Genomic DNA, 23,475 nt, shown 5'->3' on the forward strand with positions numbered 1-23,475 from the left:
ATCCCGCCCCACATGCTGTAACGGACTCGTAACGTGTTCGCGCACTAGCAAATACGAATGGCCGAACTCCGCCGAACTTCATTGTGTCAGTCTGCTATGCGTCCGATCATCCGAGGCTATTGAGCGGGCCAAGCGACGGCAACCTGGTTCGCCCGCTGCATAGCGAATGCAAATGTTAGGCGTGACCAGGCGCGCAAGTCCAAGTGTGATGCGAACCAGGCCGGCCGGCGATGGTCCGGCGAATCCTTCGCTAAGCGGGAGTCTCAGTGCCTGCATTCTCGACCAGGTCGTCCATCGCCCGGCGAGCGCGGTGTCCGGTATGGACGCCACCGTGGATGTGAACCGACCCGCCAGTCGAAAGTTGTCGCTGCTGCCAGTCGGCAATCGCTTGATGCGCGGCATGATCGAGGTAGATGACCGACATCGTCACGGTAACCGCTTTGCCCGCGGGGATGGACGCGAGTACGTGGGTCAGCCGGGGCACGGACAGGAAGGTGCATGTCCCAGCGACGATCACGTGCCATTCGTCGCCCGAGGGCTCGGCGTGGATCCTGAACCACATCACCCGCCACGCGGTCAGCGCGATGGCCAAGGCGAGTCCGATCAGCACGCCCTGCATGAGATTGAGGAACACGACGCCGACGATGGTCACCACATAGACGGCCAGATCACCATTGCGCATGGCGGTTTCGATATGGGCAGGCTGCAGCAGCCTGATGCCGACGAAAACCAGCATGCCGGCAAGTGCGGCGGTGGGGATCTGTTGGATCAACCCCGCGAAAAACAGCGTGAAGACGAGGATCCACACACTGTGCATGATTGTCGAGGCGCGGCTCTTGGCGCCCGCCTGGACATTGGCCGAACTACGGACGATTGCGGCGGCGATGGGGAGACCACCGACCATACCGGATGTCATGTTTGCCACACCTTGTCCGGCCAGTTCGCGGTTGAAGTTGGTGGGTGTGCCGGGGTGCATTCTGTCGATCGACACGGCTGCCAGCAGGCTCTCGACGCTGGCAATGAAAGCGACGGTGACCACGCTCATCGCGATAGCGCTCCACTTGCCATCGGGTAGGGCCGGCAGCTGCAACGCATCCAGGGGCGATCCCGTGAGCGTGATCCGGGTCAGGTCGAACGGGAACACCAACGAGATGACGGTTGCGGTCACGATGGCCACCAGCGGCCCCGGAACGGCAGCCACTTTGGCCGGGGCCCAGCGCCAGGCGACCATGATGCCGATTACCAACACGCCCAGGAACACTCCCGGTTTATGCGCCTCGACGATTTATTCGGGTAGCTCAACAACGTTTTCCCAGGATGTGGTGTGGGACTCCCCGCCCAGCAACACGTGCGTTTGCTGAAGTGCGATCGTGATTCCGATGCCGGCCAGCATCGCGTGTACGACGACAGGCGAGATCGCCAGTACCGCTCGCGCAATGCGGATGAGTCCGAAAGCGAGCTGCAGGACACCTGCGACGACCGTGATGAAACACGTTTCCCGCCAACCAAATTGGGCGACGAGGCCGACCGTGACCACCATCATCCCATTCGCGGGACCGCTGACCGCCAGTGGTGCTCCGCCGATGAGTCCAACCACGATCCCCCCGATCACCGCCGAGATCAGGCCGGAGAGCACCGGTGCGCCCGAAGCGATGGCGATTCCCACCGATAGCGGTAGCGCGATCAGAAAAACCACAATCGACGCGGGCACGTCGTACCGGAGGACCGAGCGCAGTTGCTGAGTTCGCGACACCGGCGCGCCGTCGTCTTGGGCTTGCTTGCCAAGTCGTTTGATGGACGGCATCAATCATTCCCTCGTCGGTCAGTGCGGGGGACGGTTGGACAGTCAGCTCCGTATCACCCGGGTCACCCACCCGTAGGGCCTCCGACGAAACGGGAGCGTCGTTAGTTGGCACTGCTGTCGTATCGACAGTATACAAGCGGCCAAACCGGGGTCAACCTCACATGCGGCGCGCATACCAAACGCAGATCTCCCGGCGCACCGGCTTGCCAGCTGTGCAGAAACCCCAACCGGGCTAGAACCCGGCCCCGTACACCTCATGGCCGGGTACTTCGGCGGCCAGCCCGTGGTAGGCTTGTTCGACGGTCGATCCGTGATTGATCACGGCGTCGACCTCGCGGGCGATCGGCATGGGCAGCCCGAACTCATTGGCGAATTCCATGATGACGCTGGCCGCCTTGACCCCCTCGGCGACCTGGTTCATCGAGGCGATGATCTCATCGATGGGTTTGCCGGCGCCCAATTGTTCACCAACGTGGCGGTTGCGGCTGCGCTGGCTGGTGCAGGTGACGATGAGGTCACCCAGGCCGGCCAGTCCGGGGAAGGTTTCGGTGTCACCGCCCATCGCCACACCGAGCTTGGTCATCTCGCGCAGTGAGCGGGCGATGACCAGGGCGCGGGTGTTCTCGCCGATGCCCAGCGAGTAGCCCATGCCGACGGCGATGGCGAACACGTTCTTGAGCGCGCCCGCCATCTCGACTCCGATGACGTCATCGGTGGTGTAGACGCGGAACCGTCGGGTGCGAAACAGCGCGGACAGTTGGGTGGCCAGATGCTGGTCGGGCATGGCCAGCACCGCGGCGGCCGCGTACCCTTCGGCCACCTCGCGTGCGATGTTCGGCCCGGCCAGGATGCCTGCCGGATGGCCGGGCAAGATCTCCTCGATAATCTGCGACATCCGCTTGTTGGTGCCCTGTTCGAGCCCTTTGACCAGCGATACCACCGGCACCCACGGGCGCAATTCCTTGCTCAGCTCGGTCAGTACACCCCGGAAGCCGTGCGAGGGCACGCCCATGACGACGACGTCGGCACAGTTGGCGGCCTCGGAGAAGTCGGTGGTCGCGCGCAGCGTTTCGCTTAGCACGACGTCGTTTCCGAGGTAGCGGCTGTTGCGGTGGTTGTCGTTGATGTCCTTTGCGGTCGCTTCCGAACGCACCCATTGCAGCGTCGGCCCCCGCCGTGCGCAGATCGATGCAACCGTGGTTCCCCAGGAACCGCCACCGAGGACAACGACGTTGGGTTCGCGCGTAGCAGGTGCCATGGCACCCAGCGTATTGCCGAGGCTCGACATTGAGAAGCAGCCAGTGTCAGGTCGCCAAAGTCGAAACCAATGACCACCCAGCATGGGACTTCGGTCCCTACCGTCTGACACCGTCGAGGCCCGATGGTGGAGATCAAAGGATGCCTACCAGGAGGAGTCATGGTCAGCCGCGCGCGCCCGGCAAGGTTTGGGTCCGGGCCTGTTGGCGGCCGGATATTTGCACTGCTGGCGGTGGCCGCGCTGCTCATGGCCGGCTCGCCGGGCATCGCGTACGCCGATGACGGTCGGCCACAGGCCAACCCGGAGGAAAGGGCTGCGGCGCTGATCCGGCCGGCGGTCATGTACATCGTGATCGGAGCCTATGGCTGGGTGCGGCTGCCCACCGGCCAGCGGCTCTCCCACTACGGCGACAACCCGACCAAGCCGTTCACCGCGGGCTGGGGTTGCACCGCGTTCACCGTGAACCCCGACGGCTGGCTGGCGACCGCCGGGCACTGCGTTGATCCGCAAAGCGCCAGGGACCTGATTTTCGAGCATGCGGCGAGCGACTACGTGAAGCAATTCCCGGACTCGCCCGAGGCGCTGAATCCGGTTGGTGCGGTGCAGTGGCTTCGCAAGAACGCCAGGGTCGAGGGTGAAACCGCCGAGCGGGGGCCAGAAGTCAGCATCACGGTGTTGTACGGAAGCGGGGCAAAGGTGGCCGCGACGATGAACGCCGACGTCGTGGACTTCCGGCCGATCGACAAGGGTGACGTCGCGCTGCTGCGGGTGGACCGGCGCAACATGCCCTCCTCGGAGCTGACCACCGACGCCGACGTCAGCATCGGCACCCGGATTCTGGCGGTGGGATATCCGAAGAGCACCCAGGACATCACCGATCCCTCGCTTGACCCCACCTACAAGAGCGGCACGGTCAGCAAGAAATCACTTCGCCAGACCATTCCCGAATACGAGATCGATGCGCCGATCTCCGACGGCATGAGCGGCGGGCCGACCATCGAACTCAACGGCAAGGTGATCGGGCTGAACAGCTTCCGCCCGGCCAGCGAATCGCAGCCGTTCAACTTTGTCGCGCCGGTGGCCGGCCTGGCCGCATTGCTGGCCGCCAAGGGGGTCGTGCCCACCCTGGGCCCGGCCGATCTGTCCTATCGAAAGGGGCTCGACCTGTACTACTCGGGCCACTACAGCGCGGCGATCAAAGAATTCGACACGGCGTTGTCGATGTCACCGGATTTTCCCGGGTTGGTCGATCTGCGCACCAGCGCTGTCAACCTACGTCAGCAGTACGGCGACGTTTCGGTGCTACGTGGCTCGAATCTGATGTGGTACATCGGCCTTGTCGTGGTGCTGGCGGTCGGCGGTGGCGTGACCTTCACGGTGTTGAGAAGTCGCCGGCAGCGCTCGGCGGCCTCTCCGGTGCCCGACTTTCAGCCGATTCCGGATGGGTGGGCACCGGTTGGCGGCGGCGCCGAAGGTGCCGGTGAGCACGCGGCCGATGCCGCGGCTCCCGCGGACGCGGAGCATCTGACGGCCGGTGAACCCCACTTCTGTGCGAACTGCGGGGCGCAGCATCATCACACCGAAAAGTTCTGCCCCAACTGCGGTGAGCCGATCGTCATTGACGCGTCCGCGCACGGAAAGCACGAGAAGCCCTGACGCCGCCGCGACTATCGGCTACCGGTGTTCAGCCCGCCAGGGGCGCGCGGTCGGCGGCGCGGCCGAACACCATGGCCTCGTCGATGCGGTCGAACCGGTAGTCGATGGCGTCGGCGAAATAGTTTTGCCGCACGTTCCAGGGCCGCTTGGTCCCCGATTTGGGCAGTGCGTGCAGCGACCGCAACACATAGCCGGCCCGAATGTCCCAGGACGGTTTTTCCGGCATCGCCTCGTTGCCCCGGTCCGGGTAGGCGTGCGTATCGCCGTTGGCGGCCATGTGCGCCAGCAACTTCGCCGTGGCCCGCGCGGTCATGTCGGCGCGCAGCGTCCACGATGCATTGGTGTAGCCCACACACCAGAACAGGTTGGGCACCCCTTCGAGCATGTGCGCTTTGTAGACGAACCGGTCACAGGGGTTGATCTCGGTGCCGTCCAGACTGATCTGCACCCCGCCAAGTGCCTGCAACTGCAGGCCGGTGGCGGTGACGATGATGTCGGCATCAAGATGTCGGCCGGACTCGAGTGCGATGCCGGTGGCGTCGAAATGGTCGATGTGGTCGGTGACCACTTCGGCGCGCCCGCCGGCCACGGCGTTGTACAGATCGGCATCGGGGATCAGGCACAGGCGCTGATCCCACGGGTTGTAGTTCGGCTTGAAGTGGGTGTCGACGTCATAGCCGGCGGGCAGGTTCTTGATCGCAATGCGCCGCAGCAGCCATTTGATGAAGCCCGGCAGCTTGCGGGCCAAGAACCAGAGCACCGCTTCCAGCAGGGCGTTGTATGTTCGGATCGTCAAATGAGATGCTTTGCGGGGTAATACTTTACGCGCGATGGCAGCGAATTTGCTGTACTTGGAAGACGAGATGAGGTAGGTCGGCGAGCGCTGCAGCATGGTCACCTTGGCGGCCTGCTCCGCCATTGACGGGATCAGCGTGACCGCGGTAGCGCCGCTGCCGATCACCACGACCTTCTTGCCGGTGTAATCCAGGTCGGCCGGCTAGTGCTGTGGGTGCACCACGGTGCCGGTGAACCCCTCGATGCCGGGGAAATCGGGCGTGTAGCCCTGGTCGTAGTTGTAGTAGCCGCTGGCGAAGAACACGAACCTGCTGCGGCATTGCCTCTGCACGCCGTCCTGCTCGAAGGTGACCGTCCAGCTGTCGGTGCCCGAATCCCAGTCGGCCGCCCGGACATAGCTGTTGAACTGGATATGGCCGTCGATGCCGTACTTGTGAGCGGTGTTGGCCAGGTACTCCCGGATGTGCTCGCCGTCGGCCACGCCCTCCCTGCGGGTCCATGGTTCGAACGGAAAGCTCAACGTGAAGATGCTGCTGTCGGAGCGCACGCCCGGATAGCGAAACAGGTCCCAGGTGCCGCCGATTCGCTCACGGCGTTCCAGGATGGTGTAGGTCAGTTCGGGGTCGCTCTCGAGCAGCCGGTAGGCCGCTCCGAGGCCGGAGATGCCGGCGCCGACGATGACGACGTAGAGCAAGCTCCGCTCGACCGGAGTGCGTTGGGCTTTGGGGGGTCACGCTCATCGTGGACCTCGCCTGTTTCTGGGTTGCGTCATCAGAGTAGACACCCACCGGTTGGTCGAGCCAGGGCAGTTCGGCACTAGTGCTGCGGCGGTTGTTGGACGGTGAACCGGCGCCGAGCGTGGCATCCGGCCAGGGCGCCGCGGTTTGACGCATTGCGCAACCGAGCTTGACAAAAACGTTTAGATCGGGAAACAATGCGAAACCATGATGACCACTCTTGCCATGGAACTGCCGGCCGTTGACAGCATCCTCGACTGCCGCCTCACCGACGACATGATCGAGGCCGCCGCGGGAATGAACGGCCTGGGGCCTTGTGTGGATCAAGCTTTGACCGCTCCCTGCCTGGGTTTTGCACGCCTCTCCTGAGAGTTCGGGCGCTCTGGTAGCGATCGCCTGAATTTTGTTGAGGGCCTTGATGAATGGCCCGTCTCAATCCCGGTTGCCGGTGTCTATTCCCAGAGCAGCACATTGGGCAGGGGCCGGTTGATGCGACGCAGGGCGGTATAGCCTATGCCGGCGATTCCGCGAAACAATCCAGGGTTGAATGCTTGATCGCCGCTGTTCCATCGATAGTCGCCGCGTTGGGTCGCCGCGGACACGATGTCGCTCAGGCAGCGTGCCGCAAGACCCTGAAGATCAGGCTGGTCCAACGTCGTCGCGGCTTCGCTGAGCAATTCGATGCTGCCCAGAGCACCACAACAAAGCGTGTCCAATTGTTGCTCAGCCCAGCCTTGACGGACCGAAGTCACGGCGTTGGCAATGTCGGCCGACAGTGGCTGCGCCCAGCCGCGTCGTGCCAAGCCGATGCGCCCCAAACCGATTCCGGGTGCGCCGTGGCACCACTGCGCGGGCCAGCCTTTCCCCCCGTCCACATCCAGTGCGGGCCAGCCGCCGCGCTGCCGGTCGTAGCTGGCGTTTTCAAAGGCCAGGCACTCCGCCGCGTATTGTGCGAACTCCTCGTGACCGGTTGCTGTGGCCAATGACCCCAGGGCGTACGCATAGCCCGCTGCACCGTGCGCCATGCCGTTCAGATCGCAAGAGCCGGGCACCTGTCGGCGCCAGGTGCGCCTTCCGTGCGGGCCGACGCGGGGTTGGCGCAACAGGTGCTCGCCACACCGAATCGCACGCGCGAGCACGTCGCCGGAGCCGGTGTCTCGATAGACCCGGAGCAGCCCAAGGATCGCGCCGGCGCTACCCCCGACGACATCGAGTTGCCGGTCGGTCTCGATCAGATCGTCGGTGACCAGCAGCGCCGCCCTATGCGCGTGGGCGAGCAATTCGTCGTCCTCGAGGCACTTCGCCATGACCGCCAATGCGTAGGCGATCGACCCCAAACCGGAGCCGCCGCTGATTCCCAGCGAGCGGGCCACGCGCGGCGCGTTGCGGCCGGTCAGTTCGGTGCACACGTGTGCGACCCCGGCCCGGGCCAGCTCGGCCGACCGCTGGCAGCCCGAGCCGGCCGCGTGCGCGGCCAAGAAGAGGCCGATGCCGGACACGCCGTTATAGAGGCCGGCGCCCAGGCAGACGAGCTGGGCGGCATCCGAATCGCCTGACCAGTCCAACCCGATCCAGGCGGCGCCCGCATCTCGGCGAATCGCGTGAAGAGCCAGTTCCCCGGCGATTCTGTCGGCCTCGGCGGAAAAGTCCGCTTCGGCCGGTCGCCAGGCGCCACCGTCGGGCTGGGGCGGCTGCGGTGCTGGACCCGCTGTGCCCGGTGACCGCGCTTGTCCCGCATAGGTTTCCGTATTGTGCCGGATGACCGTGACTTGCCAGTCGATCTGTCGATCATCGAGGTCTTGAACGCGCGCAGACGCGCGTTCCAGGCCTGACATGCCCGCGCACCGGAACGAGACTCCAGCGAAATCATGGGCTTCGACACCGTCGCTGGCCATAAAAAAGTAGGGGACGTTCAACGACAACAGGGCCGATCTCTCCGCCTGTAGGAGCGGCCAATGCGGATCGCTGTCTTGGTTCCAATCAGCCAGTCTGGCAACGAAGTCCGCTTGCGTCGACCAAGCAACACCATCATGCATGGTGCGATGATCGGTGAGCTGCTGCAGCACCATGGTGTAGAAGGTGGTCGGGCGCCACACCCTGCGCACCGGCAAGCCGGCAAACTCCTGGAACAAACCGCCGGCCCCAGCATCGGCGCCTTGTCGAACCAGGAACTTGGCGTAGGCCACGAAACCGGCAATGAAGGCGTCGACGTAGTCGCTGAACTTGGCGTAGTGCCCGTTGACGTGGGGTAGGTTCGGCATGCTCGTGGCGGGCCGCGCCGCTTTTTTCGGCCGCATCGCGTCAGTGTTGACGTGCTCCCAACGGATCGTCGGCGTGGTGTTGTCATTCGCGATCAACCCACCGACCGCGGAACGCCCGTTGACGCCGGAGCTCCGATAGGACGGGATCAAGCCCACCGCCATCACCGAATCGGCGATGAGGTTGCATGCGGCTTGGTGGGCACGGCCTTCCCGATCACGGTCGTCGGGGACCTGCGTGCTCGCCTGCAGGATCGTCTCGATGTCCAGCGGCATCGGGTAGTCGCCGTGTGCGATGAAGTTTTCGTGGTGCATGTCGGTGGCGGCCAGGCAGTGCAGCAGTGCCAGCCAGGCGCCGGCGCGCCGGAAGTACAACTCGAGGCCTTCTTCGTCCGCGCACGATGCATGCTCGATGAACTCGCACCAGCCGTAGCCTTCGCGTCCGATCGTGCGGACCGCACGCAACGCCAGCGGGGGAGCGGCCCGGTTGAGCCTGCCGACCAGGGCGTGCAGGGCGGCATCCACCCGCAAGTCCTTCGGCTTGTAGACCACCTGCGCGCCGTTCTCGAACACGACGATCCGTACCGAGCGGCCGCCATTGTGTGGATCGGAGAGCCCGCCATCGATTCCGGCCACCTTCGTTTCGGGGGCGCCCGCGAGCAGGCCAGCGCGGATGGACGGCAGATCGGCGGCCAGACGTTCGATCAGCTCGCGCGTGGTGTCAATCCATTGGCGGGTGATCGTGGCGATCAGCCGCCACAGCACCGGTTTGGCTTCCAGCAGCCGGGACAGGCCCGCCGCTTTCATCTCTGCGACAAACCGCTGATAGAGCGCGACTCCCGAGTCCGGTCTGGGCTGCGCGTGAGCATCGTCTGGGGCCGCGAGCTCGCGCACCGAGTCAAAGAGCGCATACAGCGCCGGCGCGCACAGGTCGGACAGTTGTTGCAACAACGATCGCCGAATGCCTGCGCGTGCCGAATCGCTCAGTATCGCCGTGGCGGCGGCGTCCGTGGTTGACCAGAGTCGGGCCTGCGCCTCGTCGACCAGTGGCAACAGCAGGGCGTCGAATTGGCTGGGGGGCGTGGGCTCGGGCTCGGGCGAACCGGTGGTGGTGGCTCGGCCGGGTGAGCCGCACAACGACGCTCGGGACCACATCGCGTCAGCCACCCACGCCGGCAGCGGCAAGGACCGGGTGTGCCGGGCATTGGCGAAACGCGCCAGCACGCTTGCGAAGTCCCAACCGTCGCGAGCCAATCGCGACTCGAACTGCGCCCAGTCACGGCTTGCGCTGGAACGACACCACGCGGCAAGTCGGCGCGCGGCGGCATCGGTGTCGGCCTTCCGGCCGGGCAGCGCCTCGAAACGGGTAGACAACAGTTCATCGATCGTCGCGGCATGGACAACCAGCCACTCGCGCAGCGCATGGCGATCATGTCGCGCGGCTACCGAGCCGTCGACCCACTCATCCCCGACACCGTCACCCATCGCCCATCTGTCCAACCATCGGACCCGCGCCCGGCATTCGCAGTACCCAAGCTACGACTTCGCTGCCCGTGGTAATGCCGAATCGCGCAACCTGTTGCGGGCAAGCCGCTTTCGCGCGGTGGCCAAGGCTTGCGATGCGGCGATGAAGCTATCTGAGCGTCCTTGCGAACCGAAAGGCGTCCTGCGGCTCCGCGCCGAGGTTGGGGAACACGCAGTAGCGCTCCAGCCGGTCCTGCATGGACAAACCGTTGCGCTCCAGCGCTCGTGCGGCTCCGATGTTGTCAACGTGGCATGCGGCCCACACGCGATGCACGCTCGGATCCCGCTGTGCCTGTTCGATGAGCAAGTCCAGCGCCTCGGACGTGACATGTTGCCCCCACCAACGGCGGCCGAGGGAGATGCCCAGTTGAACCTCGGGGCCCTCCGGCCGGATCCAGGTGCAGAACCCGACCGGATCGCCGGTGCTGCGCCAGTTGATGATCCAACCGCGATTGTTGTCGTCCATGCACAGCTCGGTGATGAAGTGCCTGGTCTGCTCGACGTCGGAATGCGTGTTGCACGAAAGGTAGCGCATCACTTCGTCATCCGAGGTGACCTCGAAGAACACGACATCGGCGTCGGTGGGCCGCAGGGGGCGCAGGATCAGCCGCGGGCCGGTGAGGATTTCATCGTCGGCAGTCGCCATAGGGGCCCCCTAATGCGGACCTTCATAGCCTACGTGGCCAGCGTGTCCAGCACTTCTACGACCCGGACGACCATGATCGCTTCGGGCGCCCGCAGGGAGTTCTATCGGTAGTTGACGAACTGCAGCGCGACGTCCAGGTCGGCCTGCTTGAGCATGGCGATGACGGTCTGTAGGTCGTCGCGCTTCTTGCTGGTGACGCGAATCTCCTCGCCCTGGATCTGGGTCTTGACGCCCTTGGGGCCCTCGTCGCGGACGAGCTTGGTGATCTTCTTGGCGTCGTCACCGCTGATGCCCTGCTTGATGTCGCCGGTGACCTTGTAGGTCTTGCCGGACGCCTGGGGCTCGCCGGCGTCAAAGGCCTTCATCGAGATGTCGCGGCGGATGAGCTTTTCCTTGAAGACGTCCACCGCGGCCTTGACCCGCTCCTCGGTGGACGAGGTCAGTTCCACTGCTTCGTCGCCCTTCCACGCGATCTTGGTGTCGGTGCCGCGGAAGTCGAATCGCGTGGCCAGCTCCTTGGCGGCCTGGTTGAGCGCGTTGTCGACTTCCTGGTGGTCGACCTTGCTGACGATGTCGAACGATGAGTCGGCCATGCGATAAGTCCCTTCTTTGGAGAGCCGTTTGTGCTCTGTCTACCCGGTCGTTGTACCCTGCTATGCGGCAGGTTGCCCGAGCGGCCAATGGGAGCGGACTGTAAATCCGTCGGCTTACGCCTACACAGGTTCGAATCCTGTACCTGCCACCAACTTGAGCACTGCGCGCGTGCCCGCTGACCCCGGTGGATGTTATTGGGCCCGTTCGCGCACCACGCGCGCGATGTCGACATCGCGCACCATCCGCATGGCGGGTAGCTGCGAAATCGCGGCGGCGGCGAGCACGGCGACCGCCGCCAGCGCCAACGTCGACCACCCGAGGGCCAGCTGCATGTTGAACAGATCACTGTTGAAGGACTGCAGGAACAGCCACGCCGCCCCCGCGCCCGCGGCCAGCCCGAAGGGAAGTGCTGCCGCGGTGGCAAGCAGGTTCTCCAGGGTCAGCGTCGCGGTGAGCCGCGGTGTTGACACGCCGGCCGCGCGTAGGGTGGCCAACTCCGTGGTGCGTTCGGCCATGTTCACCGTCATCGTTACGTAGATCACCACGAAGGCCAGTGCCCCGCCCAGCGCCAGCATGACCCCGACGAACGCCCAAAACAACCCGAGGTAGCGGTTGACCGTGTTCTCGAGTGCGTGGGTGTCGGTGTAGGCGAGCACACCGGGCAGCGAGGTGATGTCCGCGCGCAACCCGGCGCGGTCGGCATCGGCGCCGAAGCGCAACAGGTACCCGTTGACCACGCTGCCGGTGATCGCGGCAACCGTCGAGTTGGTGGCATAGAGCACCGTTCCCAGCGGTTCGTCGACCAGGCCGGCCAACTTGGCATGCTGTGGCGATCCCCCCGCGGGGATGACGATCAGATCGGAGCCGACCCGCACGTCGAGTTTGTCGGCCAGTGCTGCCCCGGCCAGCACACCGTTTTCGGACAGGGCCAGCGTGCGCCCGTCGGTGCCCCGGAATCCGTGCATGGAGCTGTGTGGCACGAAACCGGTCAGCGTCGTCGCATAGGTGCGTCCGCCGGCGCGTACGGTCACCGCGACGGTGGTGCTGGGTTCGACCGCCGACACCCCGGGTAGGGCCGCCAATTGGCTCGCCAAGCCGCCGGGGCCCGCCGCGCTGGGCGCAACGAGCGCCGAAGCGTCCTGCCGTTGCATCTCACCGAACTGGACGTCGAGCATGGCGCGCATGCTGGTCATCATCCCGACCGAGGCCAACACCAGGATCAACGCCAGCGCCCCGCCCACCATGGTCGCGACGGTGCGCCCGCGGCTGCGGGTCAACGACCGCACGGCGAGTTGGATCACCGCGGGCAGCCGCCACCGCGCGGTCAGCCGGGTAAGTGGCCCCATCGCGGTGGCGAGCACTCGTTGGCCGCGCATGGCGTCAGCCGGCGCGGTGCGTGCCGCGGTGATGGCCGGCACCAGCACGGCGACCAGGCCGGTTGCCAGGCCGAGGGCGAAGCCCAGGACCGCGGTGGACACGTGGTGTCGGACCACCGTGTCGGGGACCCCGATGGCCGCGGTGTACAGGCCGGTGACCAGCGAGGTGGCGCCCGCACCGAGAACGACGCCGAGCAGCGCGCCCATGGTGGCCACCGCGACGCCGTATCCCAGGTAGTGCCGGATGACCGTGGCCGGCCGGGTGCCCATGGCCAGCATCGCGCCCATGATCCGCGGCTCGGCCTGCACGACCCTGGTGACGACGACGTACTCGGCGATCGCGGCGGCGGTCAGGAAGAGCACCGGGAATCCCACCGCGAGTTCGGAGAAGCCATTGAGGTCTTCGTGCAGCGCTGCGTTGGAAGGTTGCTCGTCGCGGGTCTGCACGTCCAAGGCGCCGCGGGACAGCAGTAGCCCGGCCACCCGGTCCCGATCGGCCGTGGTCGCTCCGGCGGCCATCTGGACCAGGGTCTGATTGGGCCCTGGCTGCCCGGTGAGCTGTGCGGCGAGCCGCGGTGGCGCGAACAGTACGGCGAAGGAATGTGGGTCGGGCAGGATGTCTTGACGACTACGCGCCGGCCACAAGTACTCGGGCGAGCGGGCCACCCCGGTGATCTCGGCGGTGCGCCAACCGGAGCCGTTGTAGACATCGACGCGATCGCCCGGGCTCAGCTGAAATGACTCGGCTGCGTGTTTTTCGATCGCGACCTGTGCGGGGGCATCGGGATCGGGTGCGCGTCCGTCGACGATCTCCACGTCGTCGACCCCGTGGCCGCCGCCGGTCAACCCGACCACCCGACCGATCAGTTGGGTGCCGTCGATGTTCACCGGTCGGTCCCGCACCACGCGGGTCGCGACGTTCTCGACGCCGGCGAGCTCCCGCGCGGCGGAGGCCAGCTGGGTGGGGTCGCCTCCGGAGGCGGTGAGGTCGGCGAAATGCAGCCGGTCATAGGTGCGGTTGTAGGACGCCGTGAGGTTGCGGAACGAGTCATAACTGGCGATGAAGAGCAGCACCCCGAGCATCACGATGACCGCGATGGCCACCGATTGAGCGGGGCGTCGCCGCAGATCACGGACGGTCTTGCGGAGCACGGTCCAGTTCGGCCGGGCGCGGGGCGGTTCGGTTGGCACCTCAGTCACCACCGCACGCTGCTTGCCTCGGCCGGGGCTGAGTTGCGACGCTGCTCGACGATCGCTCCGTCGCGCATCTGAATGATGCGGTCGGCGACATCGGCGGCCGCCCGGTTGTGGGTCACCATGATGACGCCCAGACCCGACCGGTTGGTCTGCTGCAGCAGTTCGAGCACGCGTCGGCCGGTGGCCACGTCGAGCGCCCCCATCGGCTCGTCGGCCAGCAGCAGGTCCGGGTCGGTGATCAGCGCACGCGCGATGGGCACCCGCTGTTGCTGGCCGCCGGAGAGCTGGCCGGGGAAACTGCCGGCCCGATCGGCCAGCCCGACCGCATCCAGCAATTCGGTCGCGCGGCGCCGATCACCTCGGCCGGTCAGCTCGACGATCACTTCGACGTTTTCCTTGGCGGTCAGCGTCGGGATCAGATTGAAGAACTGGAAGATGAACCCCACGTGGTCGCGGCGGAACTTGCTCAGTGCGCGCGGCCGGCACCCCGAAATATCTTGTCCGGCAACGTTAATAGAACCGCTGTTGGCCTCCTCGATGCCGCCGATGACGTTGAGCAGGGTGGTTTTGCCCGACCCGCTTTCCCCGACGATCGCCACCAGTTCACCGGGTTCGATGTCCAGGTCGATGCCGCGCAGCGCATGTACCGACGCTGCTGCGGTTCCGAAGGTCTTGTCGACACCGTGCAGAGAAACCCCACCGCGCGGTGAGGTAGGCGCTTGCGCTCGTGTCATGGTGGCGTCCTCTCGTCGGTCTGGGCCGTCGGCAGTCCCGCCAGCCGGCGCAACGCCGGCCGGATGGCCAGGGTGCGCAATCGCGGGTCGATCACCCGATGCAGCGCCAATCCGTCGATGGCCGCGAACATCAATGCCGCGGTCGCCTCGGGATCGATGGCGCCGCCCTGATCTGCGAGCCACTGACGCAGTGTGGATCGGTAGTCGCCGAGGATTTCCGCCAAGCCCATTCGCAGCCGCTCGTATCGTGTTGCTGCCAAGAGCATTTCGCCAAACACCAGGATCGCCGGGTTTTGGTTTCGATCATCGACGTCGTAGGACGAGACCGCGTCGATCAATCGGTCTATTCCCTGCGACGGTGAATCGCCGGCCAGTCCGTCCAGCACCTGAGCGGCTTCCTCGCGCGCTGCCTGCAGGGCCGCATCGATCAGCAGGTCGTTCAACGATGCGAAGTGATAGTGCACCAACCCCGGCGGAAGTCCGGCCCGTTCGGCCACCATCCGGGTGGTGGCCGCCCCCCAGCCTCGTTCGGCGATCACCGCTACCGCGGCGGCCATCAGCGCGGCCCGGGTTTGTGCGCCTCGCTCGGCAGCTGTTGGCATGCGACTACCTCAATTTGGACGATCACATTGGGCGTTTGACCAAATTGTACGCCGCGTGGAAGCGGGTCGCGAGGGTCAAAGTGGCTTGAACGTCGTTCGGCGCCGCTTCGGGCGCCGCCGAGTCAGTGCATGCGAGCGCTGCCGCCGAGCCCGACTTCCAGCACGCTGCCGGTGATGACACCCGGGTCGGTGACCAGATAGACCACCCCGCGGCTGACGTCCTCCGGTTGCAGCCACGGTTGAGGGATGGGGTTGGCCTTCATCATGCGCCGCACCAGATCGTCGGGAACTTCCTGATCATCTCCGATCCCGGCGGGCTGCACCATCGGTGTCTGCGTCGTGGTCGGACAGATGACGTTGGCCGTGATGCCTTCCTTGGCGACCTCGAGGGCGACGGACTTGATCAGGCCGATGATCCCCCACTTGGTGGCGTTGTAGGCCGCCAATTCCGGGATGCCCATTCGGCCGCCCATCGACGATGTCGCCACGATCCTGCCGAAGCGTTGTTGGCGCGTCACCGGAATGGCCGCGCGCAGGGTGTGGAACACGCCGGTCAGGTTGGTGTCCATCAGCTGCTGCCAAACCTGGTCACTTACCTCTTCGAGGCGCCCGGTGCTGACGATGCCGGCATTGGCCAGCACGATATCGAGGCTGCCCAATTCGCGCACCGTCCGCTCAACCGCGGTGTTCACCTGGGCCGGGTCGCGCACGTCGACCACCATCGGCAGGCAACGCCGGCCCAGCTGGCCGACGAGTTCGGCGGTGGCGAGCAGGTCTTCCTCGCTGCCCAGCGGGTAGGTCAGCTCCGCCATCGGGCCCGGCGCGTCGGCGAGGGAGATATCGGCCCCCTGGCCCGCCAGGGCCAGCGCGTGCGCGCGGCCCTGCCCGCGGGCTCCGCCGGTGATCAAGGCGACACGTCCGTCCAAGGCACCCATAGCGGGTTAGGTTAGCAGCCTGGCGGGCCGGCGACGGCGGCCCACGCCGACCAATTGTGGCTGCGAAATATGCTGTGGGGGAGTCGATTTAGTGTCGCTGCGGCCAACATTGCCGGCGGGATCAGACTTCTGCGGTCGCCTCTTCGTCGGCATCGGCGGGCTCGCGGCAGCCCGGCAGGTCGTCGGGGGGTTCGACCTGCAGCACCGTGGCTATCGCTACGTCGGTTGACGAATGCAGCACGATCGAGAGCGCAATGGTGACGGCGACGATATCGAACACCAGCTCCTTGCTGGCCAATCCCGACTGCAATGCCAGCAGGCCGTAGACCACCGAGGCAAAACCCTTTGGCCCGAACCATGCGGCAGTCAACCGCTCCTGTCGGCTGAGCTGGGTCCGCACCAGCGACAGCAACATCGCGGCCGGCCGGATCACCGCGATCACGACCACGGCCAACAGCCAATCGCGCCAACTGAGCCCGGACAACCGATCGGGGGTGATCAACGCGCCGAACACGATCAGCGCGGCGAACTTGGTGACTTCGGAGAGAAGATCACCGAACGGTTGAAACTGCTCGGCGGCGACATGGTCCAAGGTGGCCAGCGTGGAGCCGGCGGCAAAGGCGGCCAGGTATGGGTTGGCGTGGGTGAGGTGACAGGCCGAGTACACCACCACCGCGATCGCCAGTGGGCCCAACGGCTGCAGGTGCGTTTCGGCCGTCAGGATCTTTGCCCGCCACGCGAACGCCACGGCCGCGGCCACCCCGACCCCGAGCGCCAGCCCGAGAACGAGCTCCACCCCGACCCACAGCACGTCGGAGCCGGCGCCCTGGGCGGTGGCCAGGAAGATCATCACGAACGGCAGCGTCAATCCGTCATTGAGGCCGGACTCGACATTTAGCAGTCGGCGCAACCGTTCCGGGATGTCCGAGCGCCCGACGATGGCTGCCGCAAAGACCGGATCGGTGGGGGACAGGATGGCGCCCACCAGGAATGCGGTCGGCCAATTCAGGCCGGTGAGGAAGTGGGCCGGCACCGCGATCCCGATCATGGTCAACGGCATCCCGACGCCCAGGGCGCGCCCGGACAGCGTCCAGGTCTCACGCAATTCGCGGACATTGGCCCGCTGGCCGTCGGTGAACAGCACGGTAAACAGCGCCACGTCTGCGAGCGCGACGACGATCGGGTCGTTTGGGCCGATGTTGTCCAACCCGAGAATCCCGGGTCCCAGCAGGGCGCCGGCGACCAGGAACAACAGCGCGCTGGACAGCACCGTCCGGGCGGCGACCCCGGACAGGGACACGCTGATGAGCAGTACCACGCCGAACGCCAGGACAAGGCTCACAGTTACTCCGCTTCGGTCGTCGGTAGCCGGCTGTGGCTGCTGCGCGAAAACGCAGCCGCTAACAGCTTCCTCGATCACCCGAGTGTCAGCCACTCCGGTCAGCGGGCGTGAGCGCGGGCAAGGCGACCCAGGGTGAGTTTGTGAGTGGCGCCGCCGTTCACGCCGGGTTGAAGAACCCCGATTGCCCGCTGCCAGCGTTGAATCCACCCGAACTCGAGGTGCCGGAGTTTCCGAAGCCCGAGTTGCCCAAGCCTTTCACCTGGCCCGAGTTGCCCGAGTTGTCCCAGCCGCTGTCGTAGGCACCCGAGTTGAAGAATCCGATGTTTTCCAGGCCGGAATTCAACAAGCCGGCGTTGTGGGTGCCGGTGTTGAAGATGCCCGCGCTCAAGGAGCCGTCGCCGTAGTTGAAATAGCCGGTGCTTCCGCCGCCGGTGTTGGAGTTGCCGAAGCCCGCGTTGTATCCGCCACTACCGGAATTGGCGGCGCCGGAGTTGTGGCCGCCGCTTGACGAGTTGCCGAAGCCCGAATTGTCATCGCTGGAATTGAAGAATCCGGAGTTGCCGGTGCCGGAGTTCACGTTGCCGCAGATTTCGACTCCGCCGATCAGTACGGATCCGTTCACGATTGATCCAATCGCGGTTGCCGGGTTCACCCTGCCGCAAATCAACATCCCGGCATTCACCACGAACGAGTTCACCATTGCGCCAATCGGAATCGGTGGGTTCACGACGCCCCCGATCACCATCCCCAGCATCCACCTGCCCAGCACCACTCTTGCCGAATCCGCCATCCCGGGTGGACCGGGCTACCTCAACACAAGCGCCACACCTTCGTCGGGCTTCTTCAACACCGGCGCCGGCGGGAACTCGGGTTACGCCAACAACGGCTCGAGTTTGTCGGGTTGGTTCAACACCAACCCGGCGGGGCTGCTGGGCGGCTCGGGCTACCAGAACTACGGTGGCCTGTCCTCGGGCTTCTACAACCTGGGCAGCGGCGTGTCGGGGATCGCCAACACAGGCGTCCTGCCCTTCTCCGTCACCAGCCTCGTGTCGGGCGTTTCCAACATCGGCAACAATCTCTCGGGCTTCTTCCGAGGCATCTGGTAATGGCTGGTCGCATCGGCACTCAGGTCAGTGACGTGGGATTGCACCCAACCGGATGTGCTCAGGGTGGCGGCGACTCGGGCCCGCGTTGCGTACTTGAGCGTGTGGTGCGCCAGAGTCCTTCGCGAAAAAGACATGGCGAACAGCGTTAGCGGCATCAAGCCTTGGGTATCAAGGCCGTTCAGTTCGGTTCCAACGATCAGGGAGAAAACAACGATGATTGGTATCAGCAAGAATCGTCGGCCGGTGGCGCGCGGGTTGGTGGTGCTGGCCGCCGTGTTCGGGGCATTCGGGCTCGCCGGCTGCACGGTTGACACCTGGCAAGACAACGCGGCGCCAGCTCACGGTGTGGCTCCGCAAGCGCCGGCGGCCGCCGTCGACTCCGGCGCTGGATAGTCCGTTCCCGACCGTTGTGACGCGGACCGGCCCGGCACAGCTCGGTGACGGCCATAGACTGCTTGCTTGATGAGGTTGATGGACTGGGCTCGGCGGGGCGCGTAATGGATCAGTCGAGCCCCGATCGGATCATGGCAATCGGCGCCGGATACGGCCCGTCGAAAGTGCTGCTCACCGCGGTCGGACTTGGGTTGTTCACCGAACTGGGCGACCGGGCGATGACGGCGCAGGCCCTTGCCGAACTTCTCGGGCTGGTGCCGCGGCCGGCGACGGACTTCCTCGATGCCTTGGTATCGCTGGACCTGCTGGCGCGCGACGGCGACGGACCAGACGCTCGCTACCGCAACACAGCGGAGACCGCGCGATACCTGGATGAAGCCAGCCCCGAGTACCAGGGCGGTCTGCTCAAGATTTGGGACCAACGCAACTATCGGTTCTGGGCGGACCTCACCGACGCGCTGCAGACGGGCAAGCCGCAGAACGAGATCAAGCAGACGGGCCGGCCGTTCTTCGAGACGGTCTATGCCGATCCGCGACGTCTCGAGGTCTTCCTGGGTGCCATGGATTCCGCATCGCGGCGCAACTGCGAGCTGCTGGTGAAACGCTTTCCGTTCCAGCGCTACGGCAGCCTCTGCGATGTCGGCGGCGCCAACGGGCTGCTGTCACGGACGGCCGCCGCCGCCCATCCCCACCTGCAATGCATCAGCTTTGATCTGCCCGCGGTAACCGACATCACGCGGCGCAAGCTCAGTGAGCAGGGACTCGGTGACCGGGTGCGTGCGGTGTCCGGCGACTTCTTTGCCGATCCGCTGCCGAGCGCCGATGTCATCACGATGGGCCAGATCCTGCATGACTGGAACCTCGACGGCAAGCAACGGTTGATCGCGAAAGCCTACGAGGCCCTGCCCGAGGGCGGGGCGTTCATCGCGATCGAGACGCTGATCGACGACGCCCGCCGGAAAAACACCGCAGGACTGATGATGTCGCTGAATATGCTGATCGAGTTCGGTGACGCATTCGACTACACGGGCGCCGACTTCCGAAAATGGTGCGGTGCAGCCGGATTCCGTTCCTTCGAGGTGATCGCACTGGCCGCCGGCTCGAGCGCCGCCGTTGCCTACAAGTAGATGTCCGATGGCTGCGTCGACAGGGCCAGTGGTGTAAGAATCGACTGATGGCGCGCGGACGCACCCCACCGCGCCCGGACGGGGCGCAGGCCAACGCGGAGGAATGGGAGCGTTTCTTCGAGTACTTTGGCCACGCCTCGGTGCGTCGGGGAATTCGACTCATCTCCAGCCTTCCCGCGGCCCCGCGGTGCGAAGCCTGCGGCAATCCGTTCGCGGGATTCGGCGGCTGGCTGATGCGTCGCGTGGGCAAGAGCCCATCGCGAAAAAACCCGCGCTGGTGCCAACTCTGTTTTGAGAAGGCGCCCGGCGGTGGGGTCACGCTGCCGATCGGGGTTCTATTCGCCGACGTCCGCGGCTCCACCGCGCTGGCGGAGACTGTGCCGCCGGATGAAATGGTCGCCGCCCTCAATCGCTTCTACTCGAAACTGACGCAGGTGATTGTTCGGCACGGGATTGTCGACAAGCTCATCGGTGACGAAGTCATGGGTCTTTACTTTGCACCGCTCACCCGGGACGGCCGCTACGTCAATTCCATGGTGAGTGACGCCCGCGCCATCCTGCGGGCGCAGGGCTACGGCACTGCCGAGGGGCCGCAGTTGAAGGTCGGCATCGGTCTGGACGTCGGCCCGGCATACGTCGGCATCGTGGGTGAGGGCGAGATCCGCGACTTCACCGCGATCGGGGATGTCGTCAATACGGCGGCGCGACTACAGGCCGTGGCCGCGGGCGGGGAGATCGTGATGTCTGAGCGGGTGGCTGGTCTTGCGGGCGTGCAGGACGGCGAGGTCGTCACGCTGACCCTCAAGGGCAAGGCAGAACCCGTTGTAGCGCGCCGGATTACGGTCGACGGCGCGGCCCCGCCGACGCCGTGATACAGCCATCGGGCGTTGTCGTGCGGCGTGGCCGCCCGAAGCCACTGTCGTCAACTTGGCCTCCGAGAGTCCCAACCGACCTAAGCTGCTGTTGACGCGATTTCTGGACGGGTGGTGACGCGAAGTGGCGCAGTGGTCTGGGCGAGTGGCGACCGATATCCGCGATTCCGAGCCGGACTGGGGGCCGTTCTTGGCGCCGGCCGCACCCGCCGGCGCTCCCAACGTGCTGATGATCGTCTGGGATGACGTCGGCTACGGCGCGCTGGAACCGTTCGGCGGGCCGATCGAAACCCCGGCGATGCGCCGAATCGCCGACAGCGGCGTGCGCTACTCCAACTTCCACACCACCGCGTTGTGCTCGCCGACGCGCTCGAGCCTGCTCAACGGGCGCAATGCGACATCGAACAACATGGCCTGCATCACTGAGGCCTCGGCGGGGTTCCCAGGATTCTCGGGTCGGGTTCCGTTCGAGAACGGGATGATCTCGGAGGTGCTCAACGCGCGCGGCTGGAATACCTACGCGGTGGGCAAGTGGCATCTGACGCCCAGCGACGAGAGCGATGCGTCGTCATGGAAGGGCCGGTGGCCGCTGGGACGCGGATTCGAGCGCTTCTACGGATTCCTGGGTGGTGAGACCAACCAGTGGTATCCGGACCTGGTCTATGACAACCACACCGTCGAACCCCCGGCGACGCCGGAGCAGGGGTATCACCTGTCGGCCGATCTGGCGGACAAGGCGATCCGGTTCGTCCGCGACGCCAAGGCCGTTGCCCCCCAGAAGCCGTGGTTCATGTACTTCTGTCCGGGCTGCGGCCACGCGCCCCACCACGTGTTCAAGGACTGGGCAGATCGCTACCGCGGCCGGTTCGACGAAGGCTACCAGGCGATTCGGGTGGGGATCCTGGCCAACCAGAAGCGAATGGGATTGCTACCCCAGGACCTCGAACTGTCGCCGATCAACCCACACGGTGAACCCGATATCACCGGTCCAGACGGCCGGGCCTGGCCCGCACTCGATTTCGTGCGGCCGTGGGACTCATTGACCGACGACGAACGACGGCTGTTCGTGCGAATGGCCGAAGTGTACGCGGGCTTCGTGTCCTACACCGACGAGCAGATCGGCAGGCTCCTGGACTACCTGGCCGAATCCGGGCAGTTGGACAACACCATCATCGTGGTCGTCTCCGACAACGGCGCCAGCGGTGAGGGCGGGCCCAACGGTTCGTTCAACGAGAACAAGTTCTTCAACAACGTCCCCGACACCATCGAGGCGAATCTGCCCCGGATCGACGACCTGGGTGGCCCGTCCGCCTATAACCACTACAACACCGGGTGGGCGTGGGCGTTCGACACACCGTTTCCGTACTGGAAGCGGTTCGCCGGCTACGAGGGCGGGGTGGCCGATCCGCTCATTGTCTCGTGGCCGGCCGGCATCGCCGCGCGCGGCGAGGTTCGCGACCAATACGTGCACGCCGTCGACATCGTGCCGACGCTTTATGAACTGCTTGACGTCGACCCGCCCGCGGTTCTCAACGGCTGGACCCAAAGTCAGATCGAGGGCCACAGCTTCGCCGCTTCGATCAGCGATCCGCAGCTGCCCGGCCGGGCCACCCAGTTCTACTCCATGCTGGGCATGCGGGCGCTATATCACCAGGGCTGGCTGGCCACCACCCTGCACCCGCCGCTGTCGGGCTGGAGCAATTTCGACAAGGACCGCTGGGAGCTCTACGACCTGCGTACCGACCGCACCCAATTGCACGACCTGGCCGACGAAAAGCCTGAGCTGCTCGAAGAACTCAAGGGGCTGTGGTTCTACTACGCGGGTGTGTACAAGGGTCTGCCGCTCGATGACCGCACGGCGCTCGAGATCATGGCCTCACCGCGGCCGGAGCCCGGCGAGCCGCGGTCCCACTACGTCTACTACCCGGACTCCGCCGATGTTCCCGAGGCGGTCGCGGTGAATGTCCGGCGCCGCTCCTTCACCATCGCCGCCGCCGTCACCATCGACACCCCGGAGGCCGAGGGCGTGCTGTTTGCCCAGGGCGGGGTGGCCGGCGGGCACAGCCTGTTCCTCAAGGACGGTCGGCTGCACTACGTCTACAACTGGCTCGGCGAGCGAATCCAGACCATCAGCGCACCCGAGCCCGTTGCCACCGGGACGCATGTGCTCACCGCCGAGTTCCGCAAGACCGCCGATGACCCGGACACATTCAGCGCCCTCGGCACACTGACGCTCTACATCGACACTGAAGCCGTGGGCGATGCCCAAATCGCCACCCAGCCGGGCACGTTTTCGCTGACCGGAGATGGACTGTGCGTCGGGCGCGACAGCGGCTCGGCGGTCGCTGACTACCCGGCACCATTCCCGTTCGTCGGCGGCACCATTGATCGGGTCATTGTCGATGTCAGCGGTGATCACTACGTCGACCACGAGAAGCAAGTCCTCGCCTATATCGCCCGCGACTGAGGCGGCAGCGGGCCGATCTGAACCGAACTGGACCCGCCGCCGGCGTGGCACC

16 protein-coding genes, 1 tRNA gene and 3 pseudogenes are annotated in these 23,475 nt (G+C 65.6%); 8 read left to right on the forward strand and 12 right to left on the reverse strand.

The genetic code is table 11. The features are described 5' to 3' along the window. Positions 1–250: 250 nt before the first annotated feature. Positions 251–1,804, reverse strand: a pseudogene (locus MPSD_RS05200) (SulP family inorganic anion transporter). 232 nt (positions 1,805–2,036) lie between these two features. Next, positions 2,037–3,062 (reverse strand): NAD(P)H-dependent glycerol-3-phosphate dehydrogenase, encoded by a 1,026-nt coding sequence (locus tag MPSD_RS05205; protein ID WP_012392837.1) that lies wholly within the window; start codon positions 3,060–3,062, stop codon positions 2,037–2,039. A 231-nt stretch (positions 3,063–3,293) separates the two neighbouring features. Here MPSD_RS05205 and MPSD_RS05210 point away from each other — a divergent pair, with 231 nt between their 5' ends. Continuing rightward, a complete protein-coding gene (locus MPSD_RS05210; protein WP_232022756.1) occupies positions 3,294–4,718 on the forward strand; it encodes a trypsin-like peptidase domain-containing protein in 1,425 nt (474 codons plus the stop codon). A 28-nt stretch (positions 4,719–4,746) separates the two neighbouring features. Here MPSD_RS05210 and MPSD_RS05215 read toward each other — a convergent pair. Then, positions 4,747–6,253: pseudogene (locus MPSD_RS05215) on the reverse strand (flavin-containing monooxygenase). A 207-nt stretch (positions 6,254–6,460) separates the two neighbouring features. On the opposite strand from MPSD_RS05215, the gene MPSD_RS28020 reads away from it, so the two are divergent. Continuing rightward, positions 6,461–6,619: a hypothetical protein gene (locus tag MPSD_RS28020; protein ID WP_162143252.1), complete on the forward strand. Its 159-nt coding sequence runs from the start codon at positions 6,461–6,463 to the stop codon at positions 6,617–6,619. Between the two features lie 83 nt (positions 6,620–6,702). Here MPSD_RS28020 and MPSD_RS05220 read toward each other — a convergent pair whose 3' ends face one another. The 3 genes from MPSD_RS05220 to MPSD_RS05230 all read right to left on the reverse strand — a co-directional run bounded on the left by MPSD_RS05220 (position 6,703) and on the right by MPSD_RS05230 (position 11,271). Then, positions 6,703–9,993 carry a type 2 lanthipeptide synthetase LanM family protein gene (locus MPSD_RS05220; protein ID WP_020788647.1) on the reverse strand — a complete coding sequence of 1,097 codons (3,291 nt, stop codon included), beginning with the start codon at positions 9,991–9,993 and terminating at the stop codon, positions 6,703–6,705. Positions 9,994–10,141: 148 nt separating this feature from the next. After that, positions 10,142–10,678 carry a GNAT family N-acetyltransferase gene (locus MPSD_RS05225; RefSeq protein ID WP_015354533.1) on the reverse strand — a complete coding sequence of 179 codons (537 nt, stop codon included), beginning with the start codon at positions 10,676–10,678 and terminating at the stop codon, positions 10,142–10,144. Between the two features lie 101 nt (positions 10,679–10,779). Further along, positions 10,780–11,271, reverse strand: a complete 492-nt coding sequence (locus MPSD_RS05230) for a YajQ family cyclic di-GMP-binding protein (RefSeq protein ID WP_011738960.1) — start codon at positions 11,269–11,271, stop codon at positions 10,780–10,782. A gap of 66 nt (positions 11,272–11,337) precedes the next feature. Here MPSD_RS05230 and MPSD_RS05235 point away from each other — a divergent pair. Further along, positions 11,338–11,423, forward strand: a tRNA-Tyr gene (locus MPSD_RS05235). A gap of 40 nt (positions 11,424–11,463) precedes the next feature. Here the strand turns inward: MPSD_RS05235 and MPSD_RS05240 are convergent. From MPSD_RS05240 to MPSD_RS30500, 6 genes are all read right to left on the reverse strand, one after another. Continuing rightward, positions 11,464–13,851 (reverse strand): ABC transporter permease, encoded by a 2,388-nt coding sequence (locus MPSD_RS05240; protein WP_086084903.1) that lies wholly within the window; start codon positions 13,849–13,851, stop codon positions 11,464–11,466. Next, positions 13,845–14,579 carry an ABC transporter ATP-binding protein gene (locus MPSD_RS05245; protein ID WP_020788645.1) on the reverse strand — a complete coding sequence of 245 codons (735 nt, stop codon included), beginning with the start codon at positions 14,577–14,579 and terminating at the stop codon, positions 13,845–13,847. Before MPSD_RS05245 ends, MPSD_RS05240 begins: the two co-directional genes overlap by 7 nt. Then, a complete protein-coding gene (locus tag MPSD_RS05250; protein WP_020788644.1) occupies positions 14,576–15,181 on the reverse strand; it encodes a TetR/AcrR family transcriptional regulator in 606 nt (201 codons plus the stop codon). Before MPSD_RS05250 ends, MPSD_RS05245 begins: the two co-directional genes overlap by 4 nt. Before the next feature lie 122 nt (positions 15,182–15,303). Continuing rightward, positions 15,304–16,116, reverse strand: coding sequence for a mycofactocin-coupled SDR family oxidoreductase (locus tag MPSD_RS05255; RefSeq protein WP_020788642.1), 813 nt, complete (start codon positions 16,114–16,116; stop codon positions 15,304–15,306). 121 nt (positions 16,117–16,237) lie between these two features. Further along, the gene (locus tag MPSD_RS05260) at positions 16,238–17,458 is read right to left on the reverse strand and encodes a cation:proton antiporter (RefSeq protein ID WP_086084904.1); all 1,221 of its coding nucleotides are present in this window, start codon (positions 17,456–17,458) and stop codon (positions 16,238–16,240) included. A gap of 157 nt (positions 17,459–17,615) precedes the next feature. After that, positions 17,616–18,128, reverse strand: a complete 513-nt coding sequence (locus tag MPSD_RS30500; protein WP_369797337.1) for a hypothetical protein — start codon at positions 18,126–18,128, stop codon at positions 17,616–17,618. On the opposite strand from MPSD_RS30500, the pseudogene MPSD_RS28920 reads away from it, so the two are divergent. From MPSD_RS28920 to MPSD_RS05290, 5 genes and pseudogenes are all read left to right on the forward strand, one after another. Beyond that, positions 18,028–18,564: pseudogene (locus tag MPSD_RS28920) on the forward strand (PPE family protein); the annotation flags it as partial. The gene MPSD_RS30500 and the pseudogene MPSD_RS28920 overlap by 101 nt on opposite strands. 213 nt (positions 18,565–18,777) lie before the next feature. After that, positions 18,778–18,957, forward strand: coding sequence for a hypothetical protein (locus tag MPSD_RS05275; protein ID WP_020727472.1), 180 nt, complete (start codon positions 18,778–18,780; stop codon positions 18,955–18,957). 104 nt (positions 18,958–19,061) lie between these two features. Continuing rightward, positions 19,062–20,084 (forward strand): methyltransferase, encoded by a 1,023-nt coding sequence (locus MPSD_RS05280; protein ID WP_020727471.1) that lies wholly within the window; start codon positions 19,062–19,064, stop codon positions 20,082–20,084. Positions 20,085–20,131: 47 nt separating this feature from the next. Next, complete coding sequence (locus MPSD_RS05285; RefSeq protein WP_015354617.1) at positions 20,132–20,956, forward strand: adenylate/guanylate cyclase domain-containing protein; 825 nt, start codon at positions 20,132–20,134, stop codon at positions 20,954–20,956. A gap of 124 nt (positions 20,957–21,080) precedes the next feature. Beyond that, complete coding sequence (locus MPSD_RS05290; RefSeq protein WP_086084906.1) at positions 21,081–23,423, forward strand: arylsulfatase; 2,343 nt, start codon at positions 21,081–21,083, stop codon at positions 23,421–23,423. The last annotated feature ends 52 nt before the right edge of the window (positions 23,424–23,475 follow it).

It is taken from the genome of Mycobacterium pseudoshottsii JCM 15466 (assembly GCF_003584745.1).
GTDB lineage: Bacteria > Actinomycetota > Actinomycetes > Mycobacteriales > Mycobacteriaceae > Mycobacterium > Mycobacterium marinum.